Consider the following 23,248-nt stretch of genomic DNA (forward strand, 5'->3'; position numbering starts at 1 on the left):
TTTTTTCTTTTATAGTAGATAATAATATTTCGATGTTTATAGGTGTATATATCGTTTTTTTATTAATTCCACTATTAATACTAAGGAAAGTCAGTTGGAGAAACAACGGCATTTCATTTACAATGTCATTACACTTTATTACAAATAACTCAAAATCCTTATACTATATCCAATTTTTAATACAACGGAAATATAAAACGATTATTTTTCCATTTAATATTACCTTTCATTATTACATTTTTTAATTAGGAAATTTTCACTGAAAATAGTAACTACTTATTAAAATCATGAATATTAAATGTAAAAAACCCCCTTAACTAAGAAAGCTAAGGGAGTTTTATTATTTAGTGATAGAACTAATCCGTTTTCTACAAGATTCCTTGAATATCTCCTAAACAATTGTAGCATTTCTTACATTTTCTGCTATTTTGTTTTTGAGAAACTGTTCTGCATTTCTTACTGTAATCATATTTCCCCTACCGTACTAAAACGTTTAATAGAAAACGGTTTGATATCTAAATCAGTAGATCCTTTTGTAATCAGGTCACTTAGTACTTCTCCAACAGCGCTAGCAAACTTGAATCCATGTCCTGAGAAACCAGCAGCTATGGCAATATTATTGTATTTTGGATGGACATCTATTACGAAATTTTCATCTGGCGTCATTGTGTACATACATGTTTTGCCCAATTTTAACTCATGCTCACGTGGCATAAATTCATCTAGGAATCCATTTAGATTTTCTACATCGCCGGCAACATCACCAAATGCAAGTTTGACTTCATCTGGATTAATGGTATCTCCTCCATCATGCCGACCAACTTTTAATCCAGCGCCATCAATACTTGGAAAACCGTAGTATATACTATCCGCAAGCTCGAATGTGAAAGCCGGAAAATCGTTTTGATTGTAGTATCTTTCGTCTACATCGTACCAAGCGAATGTTTTTCGAATTGGATTTAGTGGGAGTTTTAAATCCAGTTGTTTTAATAATTCCCCAGACCAAGCACCTGCAGAAATAATTATCGAGTCTGCTGTAAATGTTGCACCATCTTCTGTATAAATTGTAACTTTTCCAGACTGTGGATGGACTTTAGTAACACGGCTATTTGCACGAATAGTTGCTCCTGTATTTAATGCTAATTCTCTATAAGCTTCAACGCATGATTCTACTTTTAACACGCCTGAAGTAGGTTCGAAACAACCAAGGAAATTTTCAGGTAACTGCATACCATCCCATTTTTCGTTCACCTCAGATGCCGTCATAACTTCTAAAGGTAGATCAAATTCCTCTGCACTCTTAATCACATTTTTGATAAATGGAATATTTTTATCCCCAACATTTATGACACCTGTTTGAAGGAAAATTTCCTTACCTGTTTGTTGTGCAAGCTCTTGCCATAAATTACGTGCACGTAATGCAAGTGGAACATACTCTACACCTTCACCATATGCATAACGAATTATGCGTGTCTCACCATGGTGACTTCCTTTATCATGTGGCGGATTAAAGGCATCTAATAGTAAAGTCTTTTTTCCACTTTGTGAAAGGAAGTAGCCTGCAGCCATTCCCATTGAACCTGCTCCTATAACTATCACATCATAATGCATTTTCATTACCCCCTTGATACTCATTATAAATATATTACTATGAATTTTTAGAATATTGGGGAGTGATAGAGAATATTGCTGAAATGTACATGTTTGTTGTTCGACTTTACATATTGGAAGAGATACCTTTAATAGCTGTGTTTCATATATTCGACTATTTTATTATTGAATCAACATTAAACTTCCCCATTAGTTTCGCAATTTATGGCGAAAAATGCGATAATGAGGAAAACGAATATTAAGGATGACATGATGACAAAAATGATAACACTTAGAGTGGATCAAAGCTTTCTTGCAGATTTAAAAAGAGGCTATCCATTAATTTTAAAAGAGGCTGTAGTTAATACAGATATGCTACGTGAAGAAGGCGAACTTATTCGTCTTGTGGACCGCGCTAATCGCTATTTAGCAACTGGATATTATGGTAATCAAAATAAAGGAATTGGTTGGGTCCTTACGACAAAAGAACATGAAGAGATTGATGGGGCATTTTTCAAAACTAAATTGAAAAATGCACTAGATCACCGTGCTGACTTTTTCGAAGATAGCCAGACAACGGCATTCCGTGTATTTAACGGAGAAGGGGATGGCATTGGCGGTCTAACAATCGACTATTTTGATGGTTATTATATGGTTAGTTGGTATAGTGATGGAATATATAGCTTCAAACAATATATCTATAATGCACTTGCTGAATTAGTTGAATTCAAAGCTATATATGAGAAAAAACGTTTTGATACGAAAGGCCAATATATCGAGCAAGATGATTTCGTAATGGGTGAACCTGGTGATTTCCCTATCATTATTAAAGAAAATGGTATGAATTTTGCTGTTAACTTAAATGATGGTGCAATGACTGGAATCTTCCTTGATCAACGCGATGTACGTCGTACAATCCGTGACTATTATGCAGAAGATACGAATATGCTGAATACTTTCTCTTACACTGGTGCATTTTCAGTTGCTGCTGCTCTTGGCGGTGCTAAAGAAACAACGAGTGTAGATCTTGCAAAACGTAGCTTAGCGAAAACGATTGAACAATTTAGTGTCAATGGTATCGATTATGAAGCGCAAAATATTAAAGTAATGGATGTATTTGATTACTTCAAATATGCCGTTCGTCATAACATGAAATATGATCTAGTTGTACTTGATCCTCCTAGCTTTGCACGTTCGAAAAAAATGACATTTAGTACTGCAAAAGATTATCCAAAATTGCTAATGGACGCAATTGCTATTACGGAGAAAAACGGTATTATTGTTGCTTCTACAAACAATGCAAGCTTCGGTATGAAAAAGTTCAAGACATTCATTGATAAAGCATTTAAAGATTCAAACACACGCTACAAAATTGTTGAACAATCTTCTCTACCAAAGGATTTCCGCGCAAACCGTGACTTCCCTGAGTTCAACTATTTAAAAGTTGTGTTTATTAAAAAGTTGAATAAGTAATAGTTTAAACCGCAACCAAAAATGGTTGCGGTTTTTATATTTTTACCTTAAAAATGTTGCCATGTCGGTTACGTTTTATTTTCATTACATACCTACTATCATATTAATTGATACTTCTTTACCGTTTTGAATGACAACCATCGTATCATACTCCAAATCTCCGGTTTGTATAAAATATAGTCCCTTATCTTCATTACTCTTTTTCGCTACTTTATCATCAATATATACCTTCAATACATTATCTTCTGTTTTAATTTCTACATTTTCAACCTGTTTAGGATTAACGCTTCCACCATTCACGTAAATATGAAAATCCTTTTCATGCTGAAATAAATATATTCCCTTTTCAGTTGCATTGATTTCGATATATTCTTTGATATCAGATTTCACTTTATCAATTGGTATTTGCTCAACCGATATCTCCCGTCCACAGGCTGCTAATACAATGGTCAGTACTATTAAAAATAAAAATCCCCTCAAATAATCCCTCACTTTGTAAAATTTTATATTTTTTTATAATTAAATACATTTTATCTTAAATAAAAAGAGGCCGCAACTGCGCCTCTCTCTCTAGATTACTTTACTTTCCTGAGAACAAAGTAAAAAAAATATCTGCCCTAAATAAAGAGCTGATATTTCTTTTTAAGAATAGGTGATTCTTCGTTTTCCAACTTTTTCATGTAATGTTTTAATTACTGTTCTCGTTTTGTCCAAATACTCTATCGTCTCTTCATATGTACTAGTTGCTACGCACATAAATAGTATATCTAGCACATGTAGCTGTGCTAATCTCGAAGAAGTAGCACCACTTCTAAAAGTAGCCTCTACTTTAGGTGAAGTATATAAACAAATATCCGCCAAACTGGCAATGAGCGAATTTCCGTATCTTGTAAGGCTAATCGTTGTAGCATTTACGCCATTTGCTATCTCTAAAACTTTTGCTACCTCATGTGTTTCACCTGAAAAGGAAATACCAACAACTACATCTCCTTCTTCAGCATTGACAACCGCGGTGGCACCTAAATGAGTATCCGTGAAAAACATACAGTATTTATTAATGCGTACAAATTTTTGATAAGCATCCATTGCAGCTATTGCTGATGCACCAACACCAAAAAAGAAGATTCTCTTAGCATTTAAGATTGCATCCACAGCATGCTTTAGTTCTTTTTGATCGATTAAATCTGCCGTCTCACGTAAAATTTGCATACTATGATTTGTGATCTTATCAATAATTGACTCTAACGGTTCATTCGGTTCGATATCACGTACATCAATCTTTTCACTTTGTAAATCTCCGGCTATTCTAAGTTTCAATTCTTGTATGCCACTTAAATTCAATGATTTACAAAGGCGAATGACAGCCGCACTGCTTGTATGGCTTTGTTTGCCAATGTCGATTGCTGTCATTTTAATTGCTTCAGCAGGGTGTTTTAAAATATATTGAGCAATTTTCCGCTCAGAAGGCGGCAAGCTAGCTTCCATTTCAGCAAGTATAAGCAATCCCGAATTCATCTTTTCTATACTCATAACCCCCTGCTTCCTTGTTTAATATTGAAGAAAGATTTCTATATTCTCTTCCTTAACTAGATATTTTTAAGTTGAATTGCTGCACGAACATGACCTTTTGAATTTGCTAAAAGCTGTTTTGATTCATCCAAAGTTGACTGTGTTAAAAGCATAACTATCGCTGGTTTCACTTCGTAACCTGTTTTAGCTAACACTTGCTCTGCTTGTTCGTAAGTAACTTCTGTTGCCTCACAAACAATTCTTTTTGCACGTTCTTTTAATTTGTTATTACTCGCGTGTACATCAACCATTAAATTTTTATATACTTTACCTAATTGAACCATAGTAGCTGTAGAGATCATGTTTAATACCATTTTATGTGCTGAAGCCGCCTTTAATCGTGTAGATCCTGTTAAGATTTCTGGACCAGTATCTACCTCAATCGCAATATCAGCACACTCGCTAATAATTGAGTTTAGATTACTTGTTAAACTCATTGTTTTAGCACCGACAGAACGAGCATAAACTAAAGCCCCTTTTACGAAAGGAGTACTACCGCTTGCCGCAATACCAATCACCACATCACGTTCTGTTAAACCATGTTCTTTTAGGCTTGATTGACCCCACTGTTCATCGTCTTCAGCTCCTTCTACGGCTAAGACAACAGCATCGATTCCACCTGCTAATATTGCCTGTACTACTTCTGGTGATGTACTAAATGTAGGAGGACATTCCACTGCATCTAACAAACCAATTCTCCCACTTGTTCCAGCACCCACATAGAATAATCGCCCCCCTGTTTCAAGAGAATGATATACAACCTTAATCGTTTTTTCTATTTTTGGTAGTACCTTTTCAATAGCTAGAGGAATTTTGAGGTCATCCTGATTCATTAATTTTATAATTTCAGATACAGACATTAAATCTAAATTGCCCGTTTCCCTATGATGCGCTTCTGTTTGCAGTTTAGCCTCTCGCTCCATAGATTTTCAATTCCTCCTAATCTTATTTTCAAGATCTACTTTCATCCATGTCTGTAGCAGATCGACTTGCATTTTCTTTGTGATTGGAATGCCCATATCAAGAAGTGCTAAAGTAAATGCACCAACTACTGGTGATACAAATGGTTTAATTAATTCATTGTCACCCATGACTAAGCTTAGAGACTGCTCAAATTGATTTAAAAAATACTCATTTTCAAATAAACCACCACATACAACAATTGGTAATGACTTAGCACTTTCCTCTCTTGAGTATATAATTCCCAATAGGTGCACTAGTTGAGCTACAGCATCAAATACAATTCGACATGCTACATCGTTACCTCGCTCTGCCAATTTCAAAACAATCTTCGCAATAGATGACACTATCAAACGTGGTTGTTCCTGTTCATAAATTTTCGTGATGATGTCCACGGTATTATTCAGTTGAAGATATTTGAGAACCTCTTCTGAAAATTCATCAAGCTCTTCATTTAAATCATAGAGTTTTGAGATATGACTTAATGCTTGTGTTCCAATATAATAACCACTACCTTCATCGCCAAATAAATAGCCCCATCCCCCTGCTCGACGAATTTTGCGACCATCTTCTTGTACTAAATAAACAATAGAACCGGTACCCGCTATTAAAACCAATCCATCCAATTTAAATGTTCCACTTACTAAGGCAGCTAAGGCATCATTAGCAACTCGAATTGTACAATGATACGATTGAAAATACTCTCGTATCCATTCATTCCAGCAGACTGAATCTTCCTCACGATCACCACCGGCTGCACATACAATTACAGCCTTGACCTCCGCTTTTTGAATAGAGGACTTTACTAACAAAGCATCTAATAGAAGGCCTATTTGGATTTTAACCTTTTCTTTTGGAGTAGCTTTTATATTCGAGCCTTTACCAGTTACGAGAGCTAGAATCTCGCCATCGCTATTGCCAATCACCGCTTGAGTTTTAGTACCGCCGCCATCTATCCCAATAAAATAACGTTTATTTAACTGCACCTGCCGTCAGTCCTTCCATAAACTGCTTTGAAGCAATGAAAAATAGTAAAATCATCGGTAATGAAGCTAAAGTTAACCCTGCAAATAGCGATCCCCAATCCGCTGAATGTTCACCAAATAAGGACATCATTCCTATAGGGATTGTCATTTTCGCCTTTTCAGTAATGAAAATTAATGGGAAGAAAAAATCATTCCATGCAGATATAAAATTAATAATAATTACAGTTCCTAAAGCAGGTCGCATAATTGGCAATAGCACATGCCAGAGTATGCGTATATTTCCTGCACCATCCATTCTAGCAGCTTCCTCCAATTCAACAGGCATTGTACGGAAAAAGCCTGTCAAAATAAGCATTGTTAGCGGGATCCCTGTTGCAACATTCATAAAAATTAATGACCAAAGTGAATTAATTAATCCTAAATCTCTCATCAAAATAAATAATGGTACGATCCCTAACTTAATCGGTATCATCATCCCTAATAAGAAAATAAAGAAAATGGCATTAGTCCACGAAAATTTAAAACGTGCAATATAAAAAGCTGCTAATGAACACACAATGATAATTAAAGCTACTGACACAACGCTTACTATGACACTATTCATAAAGTAGGTAGTAAAAGGAACTTTTGATAATAACGTCCGATAAGTATCTAAACTAATACTTGTCGGCAGACCTAAAGGATTTTTAAAAATTTCTGCACTCGTTTTGAATGAAGAAAGAATCATTAACAAAATCGGATACAAACTAATTGTCGCTACTACAAAAACAACAATATAATAGAAAGGTTTAGTCCAAATAGTGCCTTGCTTCATATCTTCACCTCTCACATCTCAACGTCTTTTTTGTTCATCATACGTAAGAAAACCGAAGTACATATTAAAATAAAGCAGAATAAGCATGTCGCTAAAGCCGAGCCTAATCCAATAGAGGTACTTCCTGAAGCAGTCGAACTGCCAAATGCTAACCTATAAAAAAACACTGCTAATGTATCTGTAGAATAATAGGGTTCACCCATCGATCCCTGCATAGCATATATAAGTTCAAAAGCTTCAAACGATTGAATGAACGTGAGTACGCCCATGATCATAATGGAGGGAATCATTAATGGTAAATAGATTCTAGACAACATTTTAAATCCCTTTGCTCCATCTAATCTGGCTGCTTCAATAAGTTCACTTGAAATCCCCTGAAAACCGGCCAAGAAAATAAGAACACCAAATCCAATACCAAACCAACAATTCACTAGAATAATAACAATAAGAGCTGTATCCGGATCACCTAACCATGCTCTTTGCAAACTTTCTAGGCCTAGCTTTTCAAGTAAAACATTCACTGTACCATAGTTTGGATTTAAGATAAGTTTCCATAAAAAGCCGACTACAATAACAGAGAGTACCCTTGGTAAAAAGAAAGCAGCTTTGAAAAACTCTGAACCTCGGATTCTTTTATAGATGATAAAGGCTAAAAAGAAAGCCAGACCATTCATCACAACCATCTGTATAATAAAGTAAACTCCATTATGCTTAAAAGCATTCCAAAACATAGACCCATAAGGCTCTTTTGTAAAAAGCGTAACGAAGTTTTGAAGCCCTACAAAATTGCCTCTGTTCATCCCATTAAATTCAAAAAAACTATAGGAAAGGGCAGCAATTATTGGATATAACACGAACATTCCATAAATGATTAATGCCGGTATAGGGAATAAGTGAATTGTCCATTTTGACCAACTCCGTTTCTTTTTTTTCGATGGAGCTGTCGCATTTGTCATATACCAAAGCCTCCTTTATGTAAAATTGAAACAATAAGCCCTCACCTCTTTTCAGTGAGGGCAATTATTATTTATTGAAACGGCTTAAACCATGTTTTAGCATTTTCTTGCACTTTTTTTGCTACATCATCAACCTTCACATCACCTAAATACATTCCTTGAAGTTCAGTTTCAAGTACTGTTTTCGTTGTTGGATCGCCACCTGTAAAATTTGTAACCCACATATAAGGTGTTGCGTTAGATTCTACTGCTTTACTAAGATCACTTAATAGAGCATGATCCGAAGAAATGCCAGGCATTGCACTAATCATTGAGAACTCTTTTACAAATAGTTCACCAAATTCTTTTGTAGTTAAAAACTCTAAAAACACCTTAGCTGCCTCTTTATTTTTTGAGTTGGCATTCATAGCAAATGAACCATCAACCCATGTTGTCACAGTCTTATTGCCTGCTTTAGACGGCATGGGGAAAAAGCCAAAATCTAAATCTGGATTCATTTCCGAGACAACAGGGATTTCCCAACTACCTAATGGGAACATGGCTGCTTTTTCTAATGCAAACTCAGTTCTAATATCATCCATTCCTAGACCTTCTGAGTTTTTAGGAAAGTATTTCTTCAAATCTTTCATCACTTGAATAGATTCTTTAAACTTTGCATCTGTGAAATCTTTTTCACCAGCTAAAACTGACTTGTAGAAATCATTCCTCTCATAGACACCTGGCCCTACAATGCCGTGAAGTAGAGATAATAGCCAACTTTCCTTTGTTCCCATCGCGATAGGTGTAATACCTTTTGCTAGAAGTTTGTCATTTAATTGAATGAATTCATCCCAAGTATTCGGAACATCTAAACCTTGCTCTTTGAAAATCTTCTTATTATAGAAGAATTGAGTAGAACTCAAATTAATTGGTACTCCATACTGATTACCTTCTGCATCTCGAGAAGCTTGTAGTGCTTCTTCCGAGAATACATTTAATCCATTCAGATCGTTTATTTTTTCTATGAATCCTGATTCTGCTAGTTTTAAACCAGCAGCGTATGGACGTAAATGAATAATATCCGGACCTTCTCCCGCTTGTAACGCTGTGTTTAATACTGTGTTATATTCTGTGTTTTTTGTTGGACTGAAAGTGACTTTAATATCTGGATGTTCCTTGTTGAATAATGCGATTACTTTTTCATATTTTGCTACATCTTCTGTACGCCAGCTACCAATTGTCAGTGACACTTCCTTTGAAGATTCGGATTCTTTATCTCCCTTACTAGTGTCATCAGATTTGTCTTTTGAGCCACAGCCAGCTAATACGATTGTCAACAAAAGTACAAATAAAAAGAACCACCTATTCAATACCTTCATGTTTGTTCCTCCACCCCAATATTAGTTAAGAAATTCCTCATAAACCAGGTCGTGAATCTGCCTTCTTATTTCTCGAATCGAGCTATTTCTTCCATAATGCACTGCATTCGTTAATAATATGATAGAAGATTTTTTTACAGGATCCATGCAAATACTAGTTCCTGTAAATCCTGTATGTCCAAAAGCGCCTACACTCACCCTCTTTCCAAAGGATACTGATGGTTCTTCACCAGTCCGCACTTCAAACCCAAAACCCCTTCCTAAAAACGTATTCTTATATGCTGACTCCATCCAATTGAATGGAATAACCGACTGATGTCGAATACCTAACCAATACTCTGAAAACAAAAGTAAATCCTTTGCACTTGAAAATAAGCCCGCACTACCAGATACACCGCCTAGTAAAAGCGCTTTCTCATCATGTACATCTCCTTGGACATATTTCCCTCTAACTAGTTCAGTAGTAGCCGCGTTATATTTTTGGTTATCCGGCAATAAAAATTGTGTATTATGCATATTCCACGGATTAAAAAAATGTCGTTTCACAAATTGATTTAACAATTCACCTGTCACTTTTTCTACTATTTTTCCTAATAAAATCATCCCTAGATCGCTATAAGCGACAAATCGCCCTGGAATATAGACTAAATCACATGCTAATATTTCACTCATTACATCCCTGGTATGATGTCTTTCTACTTTTGGTACTAACCCTGCTGGCAATCCTGAACTATGTTGTAACAAATGTCGAATCGTTACCTTTGGAAAACGAAATGCTGGTATAATTTCCGATACACTTCTATCAAGTTGAAGTTCATTTCTGCTTAATAAATATAAGGTAGCTGGTAATGTAGCAACGACCTTCGTTAAAGAAGCCAAATCAAAAAGGGTATTCTCTGTGATTGCATGCAATTGCAAATCCTTCCCTATGAAATGTCCATAGCTCTTGGTTATTAAATGCTTCGAATTCTGCTGTACACTAATAACTGCACCCGGAAGTAATTTTTGTTGAATTATTTGTTTGATATACTCATCTATCATGACAACACCCTTGTATTTTTTTAGATTTTCCGTATTATTACGATATGAAATTAAATAACAAATAATAAGCGAATTTCTGAAATTTTTTTACAGAAAGTATACAAATAGAAAAAGAGCTATCCGTCATATTAGCGGATAACTCTTTACAGTCAATCTTTACATAAAAACTGCACTTGATTATAATGTCAATTCTTGCAACGCCTTTTTCAATTTCTGAACCTCTTCCGAACTTAACGTTACACCCTTACCCATCTTCGTATGATCCTCAGACCAATCTCGTAGATCATACTTAGGTGCACGATCATTCCAACTGATTAAATTTAATTCTTTCTGCCAACCTTTAGCACCTTCAGAAAGTACCGCAATGTTTTCTACGATTTCGTATTTTAGTTCTGCCATTTACTCTAACTCCTTTGTACTTTAATAACTTCATCATTTGGGCTAACTAACAGCATGTTACTCCAAGCGCCATAGCCTCGTAATAATCCATTATATCAGAACTTTTCTATTTCTTATTTGCAAAGCGAATTGCTCTACTCATGACTGTAGGCACGACAGACGCATGATTTTCTTCTGGAGCACAGTAAAATTCACATTCCACATACTTTTGTTGATCAGTACTTAATCGGCTGAACACTTGTTTTGCATCGGCAACCATAAAGCCCTCACACTCACCTACTGCAATGTAAAGGTTCTTCTTCTCATACGCTTCAGATTGTCTCAGAAATACATCCATGTATGTTAAAATTTCATGATCATTCCACCAGATTGAAGGACTTAAAGCTAGATAAGTTTGAAAAGCTTTTGGTTTTGTAAAAAGTGTCCATAATGTAAAAAGACCGCTGAGAGAATGTCCGAACAGAGCTTGTTTTTCCTTATTAATAGAATAGCGTCTTTCTATTTTTGGTTTTAACTCTAACTCAATAAAATTAAGAAATTTCTGCGCTCCTCCGTGGATACCAACATCAAAACCCTTTAGCCGATCTGGATAAACATACTTATTTGCAGGTGCAGTAAAGTCATAAAATCTTCTTTTGGATGCATCCTTCCCCTCACCTTGATGCCCAATACCTACAATAATCGCCTCATTCACCAATGTTTTCGGTGCATTTCTAGATTGCAAACTTACTATGCCTTGAGCAAATTGAAAGTATGAGTTCCCATCTAATATATAAATAACGGGATAGCCATCTACAGGTGGGGGTGAACTAGGTAATGACACTTTTATATCATATGAATAATCCATTTCATCAGAATAGTATAGCCATTGTTCTGTATTGTCTTGAGTGACTTTATTTATTACTTTCACTACTTCTCCCCCAATTCCTGCTCTAGAAAAGTATCATATCCAAAACACACTGGTGCCCCATTATCTGGATCAATCATTATGCGTGCATCGATATTGAACACTTGCTTTAGAGTACCTTTTTCTAAAATTTCCTTAGGTGTGCCGACGGTAATAATTTCTCCATCTTTCATTGCGATAATTTCATGCGAAAAACGGGCTGCATGGTTGATATCATGTAATACCATTATTATTGTGCAATGATGTTCTTTGTTTAGACGTTCTACAATCTTCAGCACTTCAAGTTGGTGAGCAAGATCTAAATAAGTCGTCGGTTCATCCAACAGTAAAATACTTGTCTCTTGTGCAAGAGCCATTGCTAGCCACACTTTTTGGCGTTGACCACCTGAAAGTTGAGCGATTTCTCGATCACGAAAAGCAGTCGTTTTCGTTATATCCATAGCCCATTCAATTACTTCAATATCTTTATTTGATAAAGTACCTACATTTTTTCGATGTGGGAAGCGACCGTAAGAAATAAGCTCCTCTACTTTTAATTGTAAAGGTGCTTCTGGGTTTTGAGATAAGAGTGCCAATTGCTTTGCAATCTCCTTCGTCGAAATCGTCTTCATGTCTTGTTCCTGTAAAAATACATTACCACTTTGTTGTTTTAGGATTCGTCCAATTGTTTTTAATAATGTCGATTTACCACATCCATTTGGACCGATAATTGTTGTTATTTTCCCTTCTTTAATTGTCGTATTCAAATCTGAGAAAACCGTAACTTTTTCATATCCCGCCGTCAATTGTTTCGCTCTAATAACACTAGTCACCATTTATCGGTTCTCCTTTTACGCTTTTGATTTAACTAATAAATATAGAAAATAAGGTACACCTAAAATTGCTACTATGATACCTACGGGAATTTCTGCAGGGGCAAATACTGTTTTTGCAATATAATCAGAGAAGATGACTAGTAGCATTCCTACTGCAGCACTCATAGGAATGACATACCGATGTTGTATACCTACAAGTTGTCTTGCGATATGAGGAGCCATTAATCCAATGAAGGATATACTACCTGATACTGCTACACATGCACTTATCACACCGATGCTACATAAAAGCAGTATCGATTTCTCTTTTTCAATTTCAATTCCAAGGCTTTTAACGCTTGCTTCTTCAAGCTGTAAATAATCTAGTAAATACGCTTTTCTGTAGATTATAGGTATCAAAATCAGAAGCCAAGGTAACATAGCAACGATGAAAATCCAGTTTGCATTATAGATACTTCCAGTCATCCAAACAGTCGCCATTTCAAAGTCGCTTTCACGCATTTTAAGAGAAATGAACATTGAAAGTGCACCAAATCCTGAACTAATGGCAATACCCGTTAAAATTAGACGCTGCGTATCTAATTTGCCATTACGCCATGAAAAGCTATATATAACAATCGCAGCAACTAATCCACCTACAAAGCCAAATAAAGGCATGATTAATATCGATACCCAGTTAGAGCTACCAGATGCAACTAACTGCATCTGTAGAAGAAACATAAATACTACGATAGAAGTACCCGCACCAGCGTTGATACCTAATATTCCAGGATCGGCTAAACCATTTCTTGTTATTCCTTGAATAACCGTACCCGCTATACCTAGCCCTAGACCTACAAGAGCCGCAATAACAATTCGAGGAAGTCGGAATTGAAAAATAACTAGATCAAAATCATCATTTGGATTAATTCGTAACAATGTTGTAATTACATCTTTAATCGACATATCGAAAGTGCCATTGGTGATATGAATGTACATAGCTATAAAAATAAGCAAAATAGCGGCTGTAATTTTCATCATAAAACGTTGTTTATGCACGTCGTTCTCCCCCTCTCGTACGAATTAAATAGAGGAAGAAAGGTACACCAATTAACGATGTAACAACACCAACTGGCGTTTCAAACGGAAAGTTAATAAATCGACTGCCAACATCACAAAGTGCTAAAAAGACCCCACCAATAATCGCTGAACAAGGGATGACAAATCGGTAATCAACTCCAACAAGAAATCTCGTAATATGAGGAATAATTAATCCTACGAAACCAATTTTCCCAACAAGAGCCACAGCAGTACCGGTTAAACAAACGACTATTAATATACTAATGGCCTTAACCCATTTTGTACGCTGACCAAGACTAATCGAAATATCCTCGCCAATTGATAAAATAGTAATTGATTTAGCAATGTATAAAGCAAGAAAAAGACCAACTAACCCAAATGGTAAAGCAAGTAAAAGAACTTCGGGATCAACTTTGTGAATTTTAGCGTTATACCAAAAACTCATATCTTGTGAAATTTGAAAGTATGTAGAAAGTGCTGCTGATATACTACTTAAAAAAGTTCCAATAACTGTACCAATAATGGCTAATCTTACAGGAGATAGGCCATTTCTCATTAATGAACCAAAACCAAATACAATCCCCGCCCCAAAAGCTGAACCAATCATAGAGCAAATGATTAGATTAAAGTTAGACATGCCAGGGTAAAAAATCATACAAATCGTGATTACAAATGCTGAACCATCGGTTACCCCCATAATAGAAGGGGAAGCAAGATAGTTTCTTGTCATCCCCTGCATTATAGCTCCTGATATTGCAAGAAATGCTCCTACAAGAAGAGCAGCTAAAACACGTGGCAAACGAGATTGCATGATAATATTATGATCAACATTACCCGAATCGAATTGTGTAATCGCCAGCCAAATTGTAGTTACATCAATATCCTTTGTGCCGTATAAGATCGATAACGCAATTGTAAATACGATGAAGAGAGGCGCAGTACCCATAATTAGGATTGGTACAAATTTAGGTTTCTTCATTTTATTTATCATAGACTCACACATTATTTCGATAGATTTTCAACAGCTGCATTTAAGAATTTTTCTTTACTCCAAGCTGTACCACCTTGTGCCATAGGTTCTACTACGTTCACAAATACTTTGTCGTTTTTAGCAGCGTTAATGCTTTTGAAGATAGGATTTTTCAAAACGTCATCTAATGCAGCAGTTTTCTTATCATTCTCACTTTCCTCGAATTGTAAGAAAATAATATCTGGATTTACTTCTGCCAAAGTTTCAATTGATATCTCTTCTTGAGCAGCAGTTTTAGTAATTAATTCAGGAACTTTTATTCCCAGATCTTCATATATAACAGGATTTAAATACACACCCGATGGATACACAAACATGCTATTGGCACGGATACGGATTACAAATACATTTTTGTCTTTCACTTTTTCAGCTACTTTAGTTTTTGCAGCTTCTGCTTTTGTTTTGTAATCATTAATAATTTTTTCCGCTTCAGATTCTTTACCTGTCAACTTACCCATTAAAAGTAGATTATCTTCCCAATCCGTAGAAATATGTGATACAGGGATCATCGTTCCAATTTTATTTAACTGCTCAGCCACTTCATCTGGATATTTTGACGAACCTAAAATAACATCTGGCTTTAATTTTAAAATAGTTTCATAGTTCGGTTGCATTTTTTCACCGATAGAAGTTGCACCTTCCAAATCACTAGCAAGGTATTCTGGTAGTTTACCAGCAGTTGTTACCGCTCCGAGTGGTTTTACATTAAGCATTGCTGCGTCTTCCATAGATTCTAAACTTGCAGCGATAATATTGTTTACTTTAGATGGTAAAGTATATGATTTATCCAAATAAGTAATTGTTTGTTCTTTTGAAGCAGCTTCTTCCGTTCCTACAGCTTTATTTCCCTCTTTTTTTGGAGGTGTTTCATTCCCTCCACAAGCTACTAAAAATACTGCTAATCCAAATATCCAAAATCTATTCATTTTCATTTATTAAATCTCCTTTATGTATTAGTTAATATAAGCAGGCCTACTTATTTACAGCTAAACGATTGATAATGATTATCAATATCAATAACTTTTACCAATATAACCCTTAATATACAAAGTGTCAACACCTATTATAAGTTCTGCATAATTTTGTTTAACATGTTCAAATGAGTGCAAATCGTTATGTTTAAATGCTCTACATTATAGAACTCTTCAATAACAAATACTAAAGGCCAAATCAACATTTCTACGTTATTTCGTATAGTAAAGGAAAAATTTGTTTCCATTCAAGCAGGATTTTCAACTTATTTTATTGAATTATTAAGAACTGTTATTACTTATACATAAATGAGGGATCAACCACGATGAAAGTGAAGAAAGTTCATGTAGAAAAAGAAAAGCGAGTCATTATTGTTTCAGATATTCATGCAAGCTTGGATTTATTTAAAAGATTGCTTCATAAAGTTACTTACACAACAAATGATTATTTAATCATTAATGGTGATATGTGTGAGAAAGGTGAGAATAGTTTAGAAGTTGTAGAATACATTAGAACACTATGTAATCACTCTAGTAACGTGTATGTCACTAAAGGTAATTGCGATGTATTGTTCCGTTATGTAGAAAATGGTGACCAAAGTATTCTCCCCTATATTGAAAAAAGGAAAAATTCCATTTTAAATGACATGCTAGCTACCAATCATAAACCCTTAAATGATTTTGAAAATTTAGAGCAACTAACCCAATATTATCGTCTACATTTTGGAGAAATATTAACTTGGCTTGAACAACTACCACATGCAATCGAAACAGAGGAATTCATAGTGATTCATGCAGGAATTGAAAATAAAGAAGATTGGCAACAAACAGAGGAGGCATTCGCTTTACAAGCAGGTGCATTTTATGAAAAAAATCATCAAGCTGACAAAATGGTGATTGTTGGACATTGGCCGGTTGTAAACTATAGATTTAACAAAAAAACTTCACATCTCCCATTAATCGATTGGGATAAGAAAATAACGGCAATAGATGGAGGAAATCGAATCAAAGAAGACGGTCAAATAAATGCTTTAATCATCCAGGATAATCAATATACGTCATATTATGTTGACGATTTAACAAATGAAGTCATTATAAAAAAAGACCATTTCGATACAACAAATCGAATAGGTACTGTTACATATCCGTATTATGAAATGCAAATCATTCAACAAGATCAATATTTCACGCTTTGTGAAAATATAAATCTCCATCAACAACAATGGATCAAAAACGAATATTTACAAATTGTTGATGGAAAAGCAACATGTACCCGAGGAATTAGTACAACATTTCTTTCAGTTCAAGAATTAGAAAAAGTATGGCTCTTAAATGATTCTACAGATGGATATATCCTGATTAAAAATTCAATTGGTGAGATTGGATGGATCCCTAAAGAATGTGTATTCTAAGATAAATTCATATTATAGAAATACAGTACACACAAATACCCTGCCGTAATAATCTACGACAGGGTATTTTTTAATTAACTTTTAATTCATGTTGTAAGGGCTCCAAATCGACTTCAAACCCTAAATCTTCAAGCATTTGACGATCTTTTTCTCCTGCTTGTCCTTCCGTTGTTAAGTAGTCACCTAGGAAAATAGAGTTTGCTGGGTATAAGCTGAGTGGTTGAAGTGTACCAAGATTCACTTCTCTACCCCCTGATACCCTAATTTCTTTAGATGGGTTGATAAAACGGAATAGGCATAATACTTTTAGACAATAACGAGGGTTAAGTTCATGTGTACCCTCCAATGGTGTACCGTCTACTGCATTTAGAAAGTTAACTGGAATAGAATCTGCATCCAATGCATATAGGCTGCGCGCCATTGCAATCACATCTTGTTGTGTCTCTCTCATACCGACGATAACACCAGAGCAAGGTGAAATACCCGCTTCTTTAGCTAGTTCAACGGTTCTTACACGATCATCATATGTATGTGACGTCGTAATGTTCTCGTGATGATTAGCAGATGTATTGATATTGTGATTATAACGATCAACGCCCGCTTCCTTTAACTTCTGTGCTTGTTCTGGCTTTAGAATACCTAAGCACGCACAGATGGTCATATCACTATGTTTTTCTTTTATAGCCTTTACAGAATCTACGACAATATCAATTTCTCGATTAACAGGACCACGTCCGCTCGCTACGATACAATATGTACCTACATTTAGTGATGCAGCTCGGTCCGCTCCTGCTACAATTTCATCTTGTTTCATCATCGCATATTTTTCAATTGGTGCTTTTGAAATAATGGACTGTGAGCAGTATCCACAATTTTCTGGGCATAGACCTGATTTCGTGTTAATAATCATATTTAATTTCACTTTATTACCATAATAATAATTTCGAATTTTATAAGCTGAGTGTAATAAAGGTAATAAATCTTCATCTGGACTTTTCAATATTGCTAATGCTTCGGTATCTGTCAGTTGATATCCATCTAGAACTTGCTGTGCTAAAACTTCATAATTCATCGTGATTACCTCACCTTCAACACTTTTTGTATTCGATGACCAAATACACCTGCAAATACAGCTAATATTAAATCTTTTGGTAATGGTGGTATCATCCAAAGCCACGCCATTTTATAAGTGAAGGCTTCTGGTGCGCTAAACCATAACATATATGCTGCATACATCCAGTTAGTACCAATCAAATAGCTCACGATTACCCCTATTATCGCTGCTGTGATGTACATTTTTTTCGAACGATTATTTTCTACAATTTTACCGACAATAAATGCAACTAGTATAAATGCAACAACAAAACCAAATGTCGGACTTAATATTTGGGAAAAGCCTCCTCCGAAACGTGCGAAAACAGGTGCACCTGCTAAACCGATTAACATATACACCGTAATTGAAAGGGCACCTAGTCGGCTTCCCAAAACGAGTCCAGCCAATATTGCGAAGAATGCCTGCAATGTAATCGGTACGCCACCGACTACCATAAACGGTGCAAAAGAAGTAATATTCGCTCCAATCATCATAAGTGTTGCAAATAATGCACAATAGACTAAATCGACTGTTCTCAATTTACTTTTAGAATTCACTGTACTTGTTGTCATACTAGACCCCTTTATATTTTTGTATTTATAAATATAGTAAAAAAAAAACCACCTTGTGTCAACCTATTAAAATACACAGGTTAACACAAACGCATGGAAACATAATACAATGCATTGCATTGTCGACTAATGTACTCCGTTGTGTTACAATGAATATATTAGCAGCTACTTACAATTGCTTCTACTAACTAAGGGGGCTTTACATTATGTCAAATGTCAACGTTGTAACTCCAGAGGTCGGCTTACCGGAGCGTAAAATTATCACAAATCGTCTTTTCGAATTTCTTTATTTAAAAGAAAGACAGGTACCTATTCAAGATGTATATACAGCCATGGCCAATGTTTTTCAACTGACTACTGCACAACAAAAACTAACCCTAAAAAGCGGGGCAAGCCTTTTCGAAAATGAAGTAAGAAATGCTCATACTGAATTAAAGAAAAAGGAATATACTACGAGTACTGCAAAACGAGGATTTTGGAGCATTAGTGAAAAAGGAAAAAAAGTTTATCTCCATTCTCGTCTAAAAAAATTCAATTAATCAATCGATATAATCGGCTTCCAGGGGGATAACATATGTCAAAGGAGCAATATCATGCCGGAAACTCATTAACTTTACGATTACGAAAAAGTGATGAGGGCATTATGAGATGGGCCGGTGCTCAATCTGAAATCGGAGATTCTATACGGTTCCTAATCGAGCAAGAGATACAGAGAAACGGGTTTAAGGATTTGTCTTTGGAGATTAAAAACAAACGTCCTATCCTTCCTACCTCTACAGACATAGAGCCAAATTTACTAGCTTATTTATACAATCGCAATGAACCCGTAGCAATTAATGATGCATACGAGGAAATGCGTGAGCTATTCGAAATCACTGAGGATGAAGCACGTATTACTGTGCGTGATGGTCAAGAACCTCAATGGAAAAACAATGTTCGTTGGGCTAGCCAACAGCTGAATATTAAAAACTTTATCCGCAAAGATTCTCAGTATGGTTATTGGGAGATTTCAGAAGATGGCAAAGTTTATTACGAAAAAACTCAAAATAATATTACTATGCAAAAAGAGGTTGCTCATAAGCCAATATAATTGACTATGAGCAACCTCTTTTTTTAAAAAATTCATTAGTTTTTAGCAGATTCAAATGCTTGAACATATTCACGAGCTGCAGCTGTAATTTCAGCTGCTGTGTTGAATTTATAAATAGCACTGCCTACACCTACGCAAATTGCGCCATTGTTGAAATACGACTGAATATTACTTAAGTCGATGCCACCAGTTGGCATTAACGGAATTTGTGGAAGTGGACCTTTAACATTTTTTAAATAATCAGCCCCAAGTGTGTTCGCCGGGAATACTTTTACGATATCTGCACCTAATGAATATGCTGTGGCAATTTCAGTTGGTGAGAATGCTCCAATTGCGACAAAGCAGTTATTTTCCTTTGCTACTGTAATGGCATCTTCCACAACGATTGGTGTAACGATAAAATCTGCTCCTGCATCGATTGAAGCTTGTGCATCTGCTCCACTTAAAATTGTGCCTGCACCAACAAGTAATTTTTCCTTAAAATGTTCTTTTGCAACTTTAATAGAATCTAAGCCTTCATCGCCTTCGATTGTAATTTCAACTGCCTTTAAACCACCCTCATATAATGCTTGTAGTAGGTCAATAACTGTAGCTGTTTTCATACCGCGCATAACAGGGATGACACCGGCTTCTTTCATACGTAAAAGCGCTTGTTCTTTATTCATTTGAATTCCTCCATTACTTCTCTAAAGTGATTTGTGCTTTATTTGTTCGGAAATCACCTTGTTGGAAGTATTCAGGTGTTTGCTCGAATGTGATTTTCTTTGTAACATAGCCCTCTTTTACCGATCCGTTTTGCATAGAATCAATAACATATTGGAAATCTTCTAAAGTAGCATTTCTACTTCCTAGTAATGTCATCTCTTTAGCATGGAAATCTGGATCAAAGAAGCTAATTGTATCTTTCACTAAACCAACATAGACTACTTTTCCTCCATGCTCTGCATATTCGAACGCTTTCATCATTGAATGCTTATTACCAGTAGCATCAAAAACAATCGTTGGCAATTGACCATTATTTTTTTCTCTTAATTCATCTAATACTTGCTCACTTGGTTGAAATACAGCATCTGCATCTGTCCAGTCTTTACTAAAGTTAAGACGTTCTTCGCTTAAATCCATTAGGAAAGTTGTAGCACCTTGCAGCTTTGCAAATCTGGCTACGCCAATACCAATTGGACCAGCACCAATGACTAAAACTGATTCTCCATCAGTTAAACTTGCACGTCTTACTGCATGCGCACCAATGCTCAGTGGCTCTACAATTGCTGCATCATCCAAAGACAAACCATTTGTTTTAATGACATACTTTGAAGGTACTGTTAAGTATTCACCCATACCGCCATCTGCATGGACTCCTATTACTTGGATATTCGTACAGCAATTTGTCTTACCCGCTGTACATGGCGCACATTGTCCACAATTAACATATGGAATAATAGTTACTAGGTCACCTACTTGTAGATGCTCTACATTGCGACCAATCTCTGATACTTCACCAGCAAGTTCATGACCTAATACACGTGGATAAGAGAAAAATGGTTGATTACCCCCATATGCATGAATATCTGTACCGCAAATTCCAATTCGTTTTATGTGAATCAACACATCATCTGCTTGCTGAATAGTTGGTTTTGGCACATCAACTAATGCCATTTCATATGGTTGTTGACAGACGATTTGCTTCATAACTTAACGTCACCTTTCGTTTTCAAGAGTAGTGTTTGTAAATCATTTTGTTCGAGATTCTTCCAATAAGAGACCATTTGGAAAGCCATATCTGCTAGCTGTAATGGCGGACATCCAAATTCTTTATCAAGCAAATCGCCCATAACAGTTAGCTTTCTCTCTGTTAACATTTCACGCTGAAATACACTTAAAGTTGCGATATTTTCTTCTGAATCACGCACTGTGAAACGTTGTGGATTTAAGCCAAATAAAGCGATAGTCATTGCAAACATTAAGTTCTTCGGTAGCTTATTGTTAATTTCTATATACTGCTCAATGCTTGGCCAAATGCGCGTTTTCAACTTACTGAAAGAGTTCAAACGAATATCTGCAAGCTTATGATGAATAAATGGATTTTGGAAACGTTCGAATACAATATTCATATACGCTAATGTCTGTTCTTTTTCTTCACGATGTAAATGCCCACACAATTCGCCTTCTACAATTTGAATAATGAATGGCTTTATAACTGGATGCTCTATAGCCTCTTTGACTGTATGCAAATCCATTAGTAAACCCTGGGAAGCTAAGATGGTATGTATACCATTTAAAATTTTCACTTTTAACTCTCTATACTTTTTAATATCTTCAAATTTAATATTTAAATTTGCTTCTTTATAAGGTAGCAATTGCTGTAATTTCTCTGGACCTTCTATAACAAATAAATGATAAGGTTCGCAAATTGTTAACAACTCATCTTTATAACCATAGCGTTGGAATAGATCTGCCGATTCCTCAGGAAACCCCGGTACAATGCGATCCACTAGCGTATTACAGAAGAAACACGAATCTTTCATCCAGTTTTTGAATTCAGATGACAGCTCCCAATCTTGGGATACTTTCATACAAATTTGTTGCAGCTTTTGTCCATTTTCTTCAACTAACTCTAATGGCAAAATATATAGACCACGCTCTTTTTCCCCGTCAAAGAAGGTGAAACGATGGAATAATAACTGAACAAGCTTTCCAGGGAAAGAGTTTTGTGCAGTATGTGCTGACCGTTTTTCCATTGTGTACTGCAACCCAGCTTCAGTTGTATTCGAGAAAATAAACTGTAATTCGGGGTTTTCCATTTGTTTTAATACAGCTGTCCAGTCCTCATATGGATTGATACTTTCTTGAATGGTGTCAATTACTGTCGTCTGTTCACTTGCTTTACCATCGACTAGCCCTCTACTATGCACGGTAAACAAATTGTCTTGTTGTTGTAATTTGCGATTACCTTGGCCTCTTGATGTTGACTGTACAGAAACAATACCACCTTCAAAATTTGCTTTATTGTTTAATTCATAGAATATCCAATCGAGAAAAGCACGTATGAAATTTCCATCACCTATTTGCAGCGCTTTAATAGGAAGAACTTTTCTATTACTCTCTGCTTCTACTATTTCATTACATAAAAGCTTATATGTGCTTTGCATATTG

General features: G+C 35.6%; 24 protein-coding genes. 4 read left to right on the plus strand and 20 right to left on the minus strand.

Annotated elements, in window-relative coordinates; genetic code table 11:
• Window positions 1-465: 465 nt before the first annotated feature.
• Window positions 466-1,611 carry an N-methyl-L-tryptophan oxidase gene (gene solA / locus AMD00_RS16840; RefSeq protein WP_053418146.1) on the minus strand — a complete coding sequence of 382 codons (1,146 nt, stop codon included), beginning with the start codon at window positions 1,609-1,611 and terminating at the stop codon, window positions 466-468.
• 252 nt (window positions 1,612-1,863) lie between these two features.
• Here solA and AMD00_RS16845 point away from each other — a divergent pair, with 252 nt between their 5' ends.
• Entirely contained in the window at window positions 1,864-3,063 is a 1,200-nt protein-coding gene (locus tag AMD00_RS16845; protein WP_053418147.1) for a class I SAM-dependent rRNA methyltransferase, read from the plus strand.
• An 84-nt stretch (window positions 3,064-3,147) separates the two neighbouring features.
• On the opposite strand, the gene AMD00_RS16850 is transcribed toward AMD00_RS16845, so the two are convergent.
• The 14 genes from AMD00_RS16850 to AMD00_RS16915 form a co-directional block, all read right to left on the minus strand.
• On the minus strand, window positions 3,148-3,543 hold the full coding sequence (locus AMD00_RS16850; RefSeq protein ID WP_053418148.1) for a hypothetical protein: 396 nt from the start codon (window positions 3,541-3,543) through the stop codon (window positions 3,148-3,150).
• Between the two features lie 162 nt (window positions 3,544-3,705).
• Entirely contained in the window at window positions 3,706-4,587 is an 882-nt protein-coding gene (locus AMD00_RS16855; protein ID WP_245639558.1) for a MurR/RpiR family transcriptional regulator, read from the minus strand.
• Window positions 4,588-4,649: 62 nt separating this feature from the next.
• Window positions 4,650-5,555, minus strand: coding sequence for an N-acetylmuramic acid 6-phosphate etherase (gene murQ, locus AMD00_RS16860; protein WP_053418150.1), 906 nt, complete (start codon window positions 5,553-5,555; stop codon window positions 4,650-4,652).
• A 6-nt stretch (window positions 5,556-5,561) separates the two neighbouring features.
• Entirely contained in the window at window positions 5,562-6,578 is a 1,017-nt protein-coding gene (locus AMD00_RS16865; RefSeq protein ID WP_053418151.1) for an N-acetylglucosamine kinase, read from the minus strand.
• A complete protein-coding gene (locus AMD00_RS16870; protein WP_053418152.1) occupies window positions 6,565-7,392 on the minus strand; it encodes a carbohydrate ABC transporter permease in 828 nt (275 codons plus the stop codon). Before AMD00_RS16870 ends, AMD00_RS16865 begins: the two co-directional genes overlap by 14 nt.
• 11 nt (window positions 7,393-7,403) lie before the next feature.
• The gene (locus AMD00_RS16875) at window positions 7,404-8,348 is read right to left on the minus strand and encodes a carbohydrate ABC transporter permease (protein WP_053418153.1); all 945 of its coding nucleotides are present in this window, start codon (window positions 8,346-8,348) and stop codon (window positions 7,404-7,406) included.
• A gap of 71 nt (window positions 8,349-8,419) precedes the next feature.
• Window positions 8,420-9,706, minus strand: coding sequence for an ABC transporter substrate-binding protein (locus tag AMD00_RS16880; RefSeq protein ID WP_053418154.1), 1,287 nt, complete (start codon window positions 9,704-9,706; stop codon window positions 8,420-8,422).
• Window positions 9,707-9,727: 21 nt separating this feature from the next.
• Window positions 9,728-10,747 (minus strand): serine hydrolase domain-containing protein, encoded by a 1,020-nt coding sequence (locus tag AMD00_RS16885; protein ID WP_053418155.1) that lies wholly within the window; start codon window positions 10,745-10,747, stop codon window positions 9,728-9,730.
• Between the two features lie 177 nt (window positions 10,748-10,924).
• A complete protein-coding gene (locus tag AMD00_RS16890) occupies window positions 10,925-11,146 on the minus strand; it encodes a YdbC family protein (protein WP_053418156.1) in 222 nt (73 codons plus the stop codon).
• 106 nt (window positions 11,147-11,252) lie between these two features.
• Window positions 11,253-12,056 carry an alpha/beta hydrolase gene (locus tag AMD00_RS16895; protein WP_245639545.1) on the minus strand — a complete coding sequence of 268 codons (804 nt, stop codon included), beginning with the start codon at window positions 12,054-12,056 and terminating at the stop codon, window positions 11,253-11,255.
• On the minus strand, window positions 12,056-12,868 hold the full coding sequence (locus AMD00_RS16900; RefSeq protein WP_053418157.1) for an ABC transporter ATP-binding protein: 813 nt from the start codon (window positions 12,866-12,868) through the stop codon (window positions 12,056-12,058). The genes AMD00_RS16895 and AMD00_RS16900 overlap by 1 nt, the downstream gene beginning before the upstream one ends.
• A gap of 15 nt (window positions 12,869-12,883) precedes the next feature.
• On the minus strand, window positions 12,884-13,888 hold the full coding sequence (locus AMD00_RS16905) for a FecCD family ABC transporter permease (protein WP_157059298.1): 1,005 nt from the start codon (window positions 13,886-13,888) through the stop codon (window positions 12,884-12,886).
• 10 nt (window positions 13,889-13,898) lie between these two features.
• Window positions 13,899-14,906 carry a FecCD family ABC transporter permease gene (locus tag AMD00_RS16910; RefSeq protein WP_053418339.1) on the minus strand — a complete coding sequence of 336 codons (1,008 nt, stop codon included), beginning with the start codon at window positions 14,904-14,906 and terminating at the stop codon, window positions 13,899-13,901.
• A 23-nt stretch (window positions 14,907-14,929) separates the two neighbouring features.
• Window positions 14,930-15,889 (minus strand): ABC transporter substrate-binding protein, encoded by a 960-nt coding sequence (locus AMD00_RS16915; protein ID WP_157059278.1) that lies wholly within the window; start codon window positions 15,887-15,889, stop codon window positions 14,930-14,932.
• A gap of 365 nt (window positions 15,890-16,254) precedes the next feature.
• Between AMD00_RS16915 and AMD00_RS16920 the strand changes: the two genes are divergently transcribed.
• The gene (locus AMD00_RS16920; RefSeq protein ID WP_053418158.1) at window positions 16,255-17,340 is read left to right on the plus strand and encodes a metallophosphoesterase; all 1,086 of its coding nucleotides are present in this window, start codon (window positions 16,255-16,257) and stop codon (window positions 17,338-17,340) included.
• A gap of 70 nt (window positions 17,341-17,410) precedes the next feature.
• Here AMD00_RS16920 and bioB read toward each other — a convergent pair whose 3' ends face one another.
• Together bioB and AMD00_RS16930 are read right to left on the minus strand one after the other, a co-directional pair.
• Window positions 17,411-18,412 (minus strand): biotin synthase BioB, encoded by a 1,002-nt coding sequence (gene bioB / locus AMD00_RS16925; RefSeq protein WP_053418159.1) that lies wholly within the window; start codon window positions 18,410-18,412, stop codon window positions 17,411-17,413.
• A 5-nt stretch (window positions 18,413-18,417) separates the two neighbouring features.
• Window positions 18,418-19,005, minus strand: a complete 588-nt coding sequence (locus AMD00_RS16930) for a biotin transporter BioY (RefSeq protein ID WP_053418160.1) — start codon at window positions 19,003-19,005, stop codon at window positions 18,418-18,420.
• A 206-nt stretch (window positions 19,006-19,211) separates the two neighbouring features.
• Here AMD00_RS16930 and AMD00_RS16935 point away from each other — a divergent pair, with 206 nt between their 5' ends.
• Both AMD00_RS16935 and AMD00_RS16940 read left to right on the plus strand, forming a co-directional pair.
• Window positions 19,212-19,544 (plus strand): winged helix-turn-helix domain-containing protein, encoded by a 333-nt coding sequence (locus tag AMD00_RS16935; RefSeq protein WP_053418161.1) that lies wholly within the window; start codon window positions 19,212-19,214, stop codon window positions 19,542-19,544.
• 35 nt (window positions 19,545-19,579) lie between these two features.
• Entirely contained in the window at window positions 19,580-20,095 is a 516-nt protein-coding gene (locus AMD00_RS16940) for a winged helix-turn-helix domain-containing protein (protein ID WP_053418162.1), read from the plus strand.
• A 35-nt stretch (window positions 20,096-20,130) separates the two neighbouring features.
• On the opposite strand, the gene AMD00_RS16945 is transcribed toward AMD00_RS16940, so the two are convergent.
• From AMD00_RS16945 to AMD00_RS16955, 3 genes are read right to left on the minus strand one after another with little or no spacing between them, the layout of a single operon-like run.
• Window positions 20,131-20,760: a bifunctional 4-hydroxy-2-oxoglutarate aldolase/2-dehydro-3-deoxy-phosphogluconate aldolase gene (locus tag AMD00_RS16945; protein ID WP_053418163.1), complete on the minus strand. Its 630-nt coding sequence runs from the start codon at window positions 20,758-20,760 to the stop codon at window positions 20,131-20,133.
• A 13-nt stretch (window positions 20,761-20,773) separates the two neighbouring features.
• Window positions 20,774-21,784, minus strand: coding sequence for a zinc-binding alcohol dehydrogenase family protein (locus tag AMD00_RS16950; RefSeq protein WP_053418164.1), 1,011 nt, complete (start codon window positions 21,782-21,784; stop codon window positions 20,774-20,776).
• A complete protein-coding gene (locus tag AMD00_RS16955) occupies window positions 21,781-23,244 on the minus strand; it encodes a tagaturonate reductase (protein ID WP_053418165.1) in 1,464 nt (487 codons plus the stop codon). Before AMD00_RS16955 ends, AMD00_RS16950 begins: the two co-directional genes overlap by 4 nt.
• Window positions 23,245-23,248 lie beyond the last annotated feature (4 nt).

Origin of the sequence: Viridibacillus arvi (assembly GCF_001274945.1) — a bacterium.
Taxonomy (GTDB): Bacteria; Bacillota; Bacilli; order Bacillales_A; family Planococcaceae; genus Viridibacillus; species Viridibacillus arvi.

Coding starts and splice junctions, on each gene's coding strand:
- solA (WP_053418146.1), bottom strand. CDS start 1,611: ATGCATTATGATGTGATAGTTATAGGAGCAGGTTCAATGGGAATGGCT.
- AMD00_RS16845 (WP_053418147.1), top strand. CDS start 1,864: ATGACAAAAATGATAACACTTAGAGTGGATCAAAGCTTTCTTGCAGAT.
- murQ (WP_053418150.1), bottom strand. CDS start 5,555: ATGGAGCGAGAGGCTAAACTGCAAACAGAAGCGCATCATAGGGAAACG.
- AMD00_RS16870 (WP_053418152.1), bottom strand. CDS start 7,392: ATGAAGCAAGGCACTATTTGGACTAAACCTTTCTATTATATTGTTGTT.
- AMD00_RS16875 (WP_053418153.1), bottom strand. CDS start 8,348: ATGACAAATGCGACAGCTCCATCGAAAAAAAAGAAACGGAGTTGGTCA.
- AMD00_RS16880 (WP_053418154.1), bottom strand. CDS start 9,706: ATGAAGGTATTGAATAGGTGGTTCTTTTTATTTGTACTTTTGTTGACA.
- AMD00_RS16885 (WP_053418155.1), bottom strand. CDS start 10,747: ATGATAGATGAGTATATCAAACAAATAATTCAACAAAAATTACTTCCG.
- AMD00_RS16890 (WP_053418156.1), bottom strand. CDS start 11,146: ATGGCAGAACTAAAATACGAAATCGTAGAAAACATTGCGGTACTTTCT.
- AMD00_RS16900 (WP_053418157.1), bottom strand. CDS start 12,868: ATGGTGACTAGTGTTATTAGAGCGAAACAATTGACGGCGGGATATGAA.
- AMD00_RS16905 (WP_157059298.1), bottom strand. CDS start 13,888: ATGATGAAAATTACAGCCGCTATTTTGCTTATTTTTATAGCTATGTAC.
- AMD00_RS16910 (WP_053418339.1), bottom strand. CDS start 14,906: ATGAAGAAACCTAAATTTGTACCAATCCTAATTATGGGTACTGCGCCT.
- AMD00_RS16915 (WP_157059278.1), bottom strand. CDS start 15,889: ATGAAAATGAATAGATTTTGGATATTTGGATTAGCAGTATTTTTAGTA.
- AMD00_RS16920 (WP_053418158.1), top strand. CDS start 16,255: ATGAAAGTGAAGAAAGTTCATGTAGAAAAAGAAAAGCGAGTCATTATT.
- bioB (WP_053418159.1), bottom strand. CDS start 18,412: ATGAATTATGAAGTTTTAGCACAGCAAGTTCTAGATGGATATCAACTG.
- AMD00_RS16930 (WP_053418160.1), bottom strand. CDS start 19,005: ATGACAACAAGTACAGTGAATTCTAAAAGTAAATTGAGAACAGTCGAT.
- AMD00_RS16935 (WP_053418161.1), top strand. CDS start 19,212: ATGTCAAATGTCAACGTTGTAACTCCAGAGGTCGGCTTACCGGAGCGT.
- AMD00_RS16940 (WP_053418162.1), top strand. CDS start 19,580: ATGTCAAAGGAGCAATATCATGCCGGAAACTCATTAACTTTACGATTA.
- AMD00_RS16945 (WP_053418163.1), bottom strand. CDS start 20,760: ATGAATAAAGAACAAGCGCTTTTACGTATGAAAGAAGCCGGTGTCATC.
- AMD00_RS16950 (WP_053418164.1), bottom strand. CDS start 21,784: ATGAAGCAAATCGTCTGTCAACAACCATATGAAATGGCATTAGTTGAT.
- AMD00_RS16955 (WP_053418165.1), bottom strand. CDS start 23,244: ATGCAAAGCACATATAAGCTTTTATGTAATGAAATAGTAGAAGCAGAG.